Here is a 6,173-nt window from a genome sequence, read left to right as displayed (position 1 = left end):
CTCGGCGACCGGCTCGGCCGGCGCCTCGGCGGCGGGCCCGGCGGCGGCCTGCGCGGCGGCGGCCTCGGCGGCCTCCTCCGCCTGCTCGGCCTCCAGCGCGCGGGCGTCCGCGACGGTCTGGACGGCGGCCAGCACGCCCCGGTAGCCGGTGCAGCGGCAGAGGTTGCCGCACAGGGCCTGACGGGCCTCCACCTCGGTGGGCCGGTGGTTGCGTTGGAGCAGGTCGTGCACCGCCATCGCCATGCCGGGGGTGCAGTAGCCGCACTGGACGGCGCCGGAGGCGGCCAGCGCCTGCTGGACGGCGCTCGCGCCGCCGGCGGCCGACAGGCCCTCGACGGTGTTGATCTCGCTGTCGGCGGCCAGCGCGGCGGGCACCAGGCAGCCGGCCACCAGCTGGCCGTCCACCTGCACCGAGCAGGCCCCGCACTCGCCCTGCTCGCAGCCGTCCTTGGCGCCGGCCAGGCCGAGCCGCTCGCGCAGCACGTAGAGCAGGCTCTCGCCGATCCAGGCGTCGGTGACGGGCCGTTCGAAACCGTTGACCCGCAGCGTGTACGAGGCGCACGGGCGCAGCTCGCGGCTGACCTGCGGGGAGAGGCCGAGCGGGTCGGCGTCGAGGGTCTCGATGGGGTCTGTGGTCACTTCAGCACCCTTCCCAGCGCCCGTCGGGCCAGCACCGATACGGTACGCCGCAGCCGAACGGCGGCCGCTGTCGGCCCCTCGGTCACGGCCTCCCAGGCGCCCTCGGCGCCGTAGTCGTCGGGGACGCAGGCGGCGGCCACGTACTCGCCGAAGGCGGCGGTCGCGGCCGGGTCGATCTCCCGGCTGCCGTCCCAGTCGATGCAGCCGGCGACCCAGGCCTCGGCTTCCAGCGGGCGCAGCGGCACCGGTGCGACGGCCCCGACGGCGCAGCGCACCGAGCGCCTGGCCGGGTCGAGGACGAGGGCGACGGAGGCGGTGGCGCGGGCCGGGCCGCTGCGGCCGGTGGCCTTGAGGAAGACCTGCGGGGCGTGCAGCAGCGGGACGCGCACCCAGGTGAGCAGTTCGCCGGGGCGCACCGGGTCGAGTCCGGTGAGCAGGTGACTGACCGGCACCTCGCGGGTGCCCCCGGCCCGGGTCAGGGTCACGCCGGCCTCCAGCGCGGTGAGCACCGGGAGGGTGTCGCCGGCCGGGGCGGCGGTGACGATGTTCCCGCCGAGGGTGCCGACGTTGCGGACCTGCGGCGGGCCGGCGGTGCGGGCGGCGTCGGCGAGCGCGGGGATGAGCGCGGCGAAGTCGGGGCGGTCCATCCGGGCGTGGGTGAGTCCGGCGCCGAGTACGGCGGTGCCGCCGTCCTCGTAGCGCCAGCCCCGCAGTTCGGTGATCCGGCCGAGGCCGACCAGGGCGGCGGGGCGCAAGCGGCCGGCGTTGACGGCCTCCATCAGGTCGGTGGCTCCGGCCACCGGTACCGCGGCCGGAGCGGCGGCCAGCGCGTCGACGGCCTCGTCGAGGGAGGCCGGCAGCATGATCGTCCGGTTCACCTGGGTCCCACCGTGCTCCACTTGCTCATCGATCGCCTGCCGCCCGCCGGCCTGCGGCCGTGCCGTCCTGCGTCAGCAGCCCGGCCTGGCCCGTAGGGTACGGGCGATCGGGCCGGGTTGGGCAACTCTGGCACACAATGCTCGATGATCATTTCGGGGCCGGTGAACGGGGCTGCCCGATTGGGACCGATACCGGGCGGTATCTGCCCCGACCCGCTCCGGGCCAGGGCAGATGTTCATCAGTTCTTGACGTCCGATGACCGCTCAGAAGTTCCCGGTCAGCACGACCGGGGCGTGTCACGGGGGTCCCGGCGGCCCCGGAAAGGGCCCCCGGGACACGCCCTAACGGACCGGCGGCGGGCCCTCGATCGGCCGGCCGGCCGGGGCGGGCCAGCGCTGCCACGGGTGCGGCCCGTCGGCCGGGCGGTACTCGACGCCGAGCGCGTCCAGCGCCTTCAGGTGGGTCGTCAGCCGCCGCTCGAAACCGGCGAAGTCCCGCTCGGCCGGCTCGGCGGGCAGCGCGGACCAGGCGACCTCGGCGAAGGCGACCAGCCGGGGGAAGGCCCGGTAGTCGATGTCCCGGGCGCTGTCCATGAACTCGCTCCACAGGTTGGCCTGGGTGCCGATCACGTGCCGGGCGGCGGCCTCGTCCAGCTGCTTCGGGACGGGCTCGAACCGGTAGACGTCCTCCAGCGTGCGCACGAAGCCGACCGGGATCGGCTCGTCCGGCCCGTCCGCCTGCCGGTGGTCGAAGTAGACGTGCTGCTCGGGGCACATCACCACGTCGTGCCCGGCCTTCGCGGCGGCGATCCCGCCGCCGAAGCCGCGCCAGGAGGAGACCGCGGCGCCGGGCGCGAGCCCGCCCTCCAGGATCTCGTCCCAGCCGATCAGCCGGCGGCCGCGCTCGGCCAGCCAGCGGTCGAAGTGCCGGATCAGGTGGCTCTGCAGTTCGTCCTCGTTGGCCAGGCCCAGCTCGCGGATCCGCGCCTGCGCGGCGGCGCTGTCCTTCCACTGCTCCTTGGGGCACTCGTCGCCGCCGAGGTGGACGAACTCGGACGGGAAGAGCTCCAGGACCTCCTCCAGCACGCCCTCGAAGAAGCGCAGGGTCTCCTCGGAGGCGTTGAGCACGTTGTGGCTCACCCCCCAGTCGGTCCACACCCCGAGCGCGGCGGTGTCCACCACGTCGGTGTTGCCCAGCTCGGGGTAGGCGGCGACGGCGGCCTGGGTGTGGCCGGGCAGGTCGATCTCCGGGACGACGGTGATCCCGCGGGCGGCCGCGTAGGCGACGATCTCGCGCAGGTCGTCCTGGGTGTAGAAGCCGCCGTGCGGGCGGTCGTCGCGGCGCTGTCCGGCCCGGTACCCGACCATCGAGCGGTCCCGCCAGGAACCGCGCGCGGTCAGCCTCGGGTAGCGCTTGATCTCGACCCGCCACCCCTGGTCGTCGGTCAGGTGCAGGTGCAGCACGTTGAGCTTGTGCGCGGCCAGCAGGTCGACGAAGCGCAGCACGTCCGCCTTGGGCAGGAAGTGCCGGGCGACGTCGAGCAGCGCGCCGCGCCAGCCGAACCGGGGGGCGTCCTCGATGTCGGCGCCGGGCAGCACCCAGCCCTCGTGGCGCAGCGGCGAGCGGCGGTAGGCGTCCGGCCCGAGCAGCTGCCGCAGGGTCTGCGCGCCCCACAGCGCGCCGGCCGGGCCGCCCGCGGCGAGCAGGGCGTGGCCGGGGCGCACCGTGATCCGGTACGCCTCGGCGGCGAGCGTCCCGTCCTGGACCAGCTCGATGCCCGCGCCCGGCCGGCCCGGGCCGAGCGGCAGCCCGGTGGCGGCGGAGAGCGTGGCCCGCAGCCAGCGCTCGGCGTCGGCCAGCGCGGGGGGTGCGGTCAGCGTGGTGGCGGCGTCGAGCGGATAGTCCTCGTCCGGGCGGCGGGCGGCACTCGAAGGTGCGGGAATGAGGTCCATTCCGACATCCTGCCCACGCCCCGACGATTGGCATAGACCACCAGGGGAACCCTGGTGCTATGCAAAACGGCGTTGTGCGGGGCGCCGCGGACTACTTCTTGTCGCCGTCGCCGCCCTGCGGCTTGCCGATGCCGTCGTAGATCTCCTTGCACATCGGGCAGACCGGGTACTTCTTCGGGTCGCGGCCGGGCACCCACACCTTGCCGCAGAGCGCCACCACGGGGGACCCCGAGAGCGCGCTCTCCATGATCTTGTCCTTCTGGACGTAGTGCGCGAAGCGCTCGTGGTCGCCGTCCCCGTGGGACACCTGCGGGACGGGCTCGACCAGGGTGCCGGTGCCGAGGCCGCGCTCGGGCTCAAGAGTGCTCATGGGTGCCAAGTCTATGGGCGCCTCCGGAAACCCGGCCAGTGTCGCGGCTCCGGGCCGGTCGGCTCAGTTCATCGTCGGGTCGTCCGGGTAGGTCGCCAGCAGGGCGAGCGGGCCGCGCTGGCGGCGCAGCACCGAGCGCCACAGCCGCTCCGGCTCGGGGCTGGAGACGTCCCCCGGCTCGCAGTCCACCAGGTACCAGGCGCCGCTCTCCAGCTCCGCCTCCAGCTGCCCGGGCGACCACCCGGCGTACCCGGCGAAGATCCGCAGGCTGCCCAGTTCGCCGGCCAGCACCTCGGGCGGCGCCTCCAGGTCCACCAGGCCGATCGCGCCGTGCACCCGGCGCCAGCCGAGCGGCTCGCCGGTGCCCGGCTCCCCCGGCGCCACCGCGAGGCCGAGCGCCGAGTCCAGCGCCACCGGGCCGCCCTGGAAGACCACGGCCGGCTGTCCGACGAGTCTGTTCCAGCCGTCCAGCACACTGCCCACCTCGACCGGCGTCGGCCGGTTCAGGACCACGCCGAGCGCCCCCTCGACGTCGTGGTCGAGGAGCAGCACCACCGCCCGCGCGAAGTTCGGGTCGGTGAGCAGGGGCGTCGCGACGAGCAGACGGCCGGTCTGGGACCGGCCTCCGTGCGAATGGGCCGCCGTCATGCCCACATGATCCCGCAGAACCGCACCGCTCGGACACCGCAACGCCCGGAAACGGCCACGCCCACGAACACCCGTACGGCCGTACCGGGGGGCGGGCCCGGGCCCGGAGAGAGCACCATCACGGGAGAGGCTCACGGGAACCAACGGCACGCCTACTACCATCTACGTCTGGTGGACGCCTTTATACGGTGCCGACTCGGTTTCGCCGGGGGCCCGAACGCGCCCGTACGACCGGTCCACCACCGGCTCTCTCCCGGAGCCCTCCCCCCGACTCCTCTGGCACCCCGGATTGCGAGAACGATGACCGACGACGTCCTGCTGGTCCACGGCGGAAACCCGCTCGAAGGCGAGATCCGCGTCCGCGGAGCGAAGAACCTGGTGCCCAAGGCCATGGTCGCCGCCCTCCTCGGGCAGGGCCCCAGCAGACTGCGCAACGTCCCGGACATCCGCGACGTCAAGGTGGTCCGCGGCCTGCTGCAGCTGCACGGCGTGACCGTGCGCACCGGTGACGAGGACGGCGAGCTGATCCTCGACCCCTCGCACGTCGAGAGCGCCAACGTCGCGGACATCGACGCGCACGCCGGCTCCTCGCGGATCCCGATCCTGTTCTGCGGCCCGCTGCTGCACCGCCTCGGCCACGCCTTCATCCCCGGCCTGGGCGGCTGCGACATCGGCGGCCGCCCCGTCGACTTCCACTTCGAGGTGCTGCGCCAGTTCGGCGCCAGCATCGAGAAGCACCCGCAGGGCACCTACCTGGTGGCCCCGCAGCGGCTGCGCGGCACCAAGATCGAGCTGCCCTACCCCTCGGTCGGTGCGACCGAGCAGGTGCTGCTCACCGCGGTGCTCGCCGAGGGCGTCACCGAGCTGCGCAACGCGGCCATCGAGCCGGAGATCGTCGACCTGATCTGCGTGCTGCAGAAGATGGGCGCGATCATCACCCTGGGCACCGACCGGACGATCCTGATCACCGGTGTGGACGAGCTGAACGGCTACAACCACCGCGCGCTGCCGGACCGCCTGGAGGCCGCCTCCTGGGCCTGCGCGGCGCTGGCGACCAAGGGCGACATCTACGTCCGCGGCGCCCGCCAGCTGGAGATGATGACCTTCCTGAACACCTTCCGGAAGGTCGGCGGCGCCTTCGAGGTGGACGACGAGGGCATCCGCTTCTGGCACCCGGGCGGCGAGCTCAAGGCGATCGCCCTGGAGACCGACGTGCACCCGGGCTTCCAGACCGACTGGCAGCAGCCGCTGGTGGTCGCGCTGACCCAGGCCACCGGCCTGTCCATCGTCCACGAGACGGTGTACGAGTCGCGGCTCGGCTTCACCGGCGCGCTGAACCAGATGGGCGCGCACATCCAGCTCTACCGCGAGTGCCTGGGCGGCACCCCGTGCCGCTTCGGGGCCCGCAACTTCCTGCACTCCGCGGTCGTCTCCGGCCCGTCCAAGCTGATCGGCTCCGAGCTGGTCATCCCGGACCTGCGCGGCGGCTTCTCGTACCTGATCGCGGCGCTGGCGGCCGAGGGCACCTCGACCGTGCACGGCATCGACCTGATCAACCGCGGCTACGAGAACTTCATGGACAAGCTGCGCGACCTGGGCGCCCACGTCGAGCTGCCCAGCGAGCAGCTGGTCGACGCCTGACGGTCCGAGCACACAACGGCGAGAGGCCGGGCTCCCCAGTGGGG

General features: G+C 73.8%; 6 protein-coding genes. 1 reads left to right on the top strand and 5 read right to left on the bottom strand.

Translation table 11 applies throughout. The features are described from left to right. The 5 genes from ACFRQN_RS39330 to ACFRQN_RS39310 form a co-directional block, all read right to left on the bottom strand. The coding region (locus tag ACFRQN_RS39330) for a (2Fe-2S)-binding protein (protein WP_380745424.1) at positions 1 to 639 on the bottom strand (639 nt) is incomplete at its 3' end. After that, on the bottom strand, positions 636 to 1,502 hold the full coding sequence (locus ACFRQN_RS39325) for a xanthine dehydrogenase family protein subunit M (protein ID WP_049659370.1): 867 nt from the start codon (positions 1,500 to 1,502) through the stop codon (positions 636 to 638). The genes ACFRQN_RS39325 and ACFRQN_RS39330, both read right to left, overlap by 4 nt. Positions 1,503 to 1,859: 357 nt before the next feature. Continuing rightward, positions 1,860 to 3,470 (bottom strand): beta-N-acetylhexosaminidase, encoded by a 1,611-nt coding sequence (locus ACFRQN_RS39320; protein ID WP_074005025.1) that lies wholly within the window; start codon positions 3,468 to 3,470, stop codon positions 1,860 to 1,862. A gap of 91 nt (positions 3,471 to 3,561) precedes the next feature. Continuing rightward, the gene (locus ACFRQN_RS39315) at positions 3,562 to 3,840 is read right to left on the bottom strand and encodes a DUF3039 domain-containing protein (RefSeq protein ID WP_049653451.1); all 279 of its coding nucleotides are present in this window, start codon (positions 3,838 to 3,840) and stop codon (positions 3,562 to 3,564) included. 63 nt (positions 3,841 to 3,903) lie between these two features. Continuing rightward, on the bottom strand, positions 3,904 to 4,488 hold the full coding sequence (locus ACFRQN_RS39310; protein ID WP_375874779.1) for a YqgE/AlgH family protein: 585 nt from the start codon (positions 4,486 to 4,488) through the stop codon (positions 3,904 to 3,906). 300 nt (positions 4,489 to 4,788) lie between these two features. On the opposite strand from ACFRQN_RS39310, the gene murA reads away from it, so the two are divergent. After that, positions 4,789 to 6,129: a UDP-N-acetylglucosamine 1-carboxyvinyltransferase gene (gene murA / locus ACFRQN_RS39305; RefSeq protein WP_049653446.1), complete on the top strand. Its 1,341-nt coding sequence runs from the start codon at positions 4,789 to 4,791 to the stop codon at positions 6,127 to 6,129. Positions 6,130 to 6,173: the final 44 nt, after the last annotated feature.

Origin of the sequence: Kitasatospora sp. NPDC056800, assembly GCF_042789775.1 — a bacterium.
Classification (GTDB): domain Bacteria; phylum Actinomycetota; class Actinomycetes; order Streptomycetales; family Streptomycetaceae; genus Kitasatospora.
The sequence above is the reverse complement of the archived record's forward strand: the minus strand, read 5'-3'. Positions and strand labels throughout refer to the sequence as shown.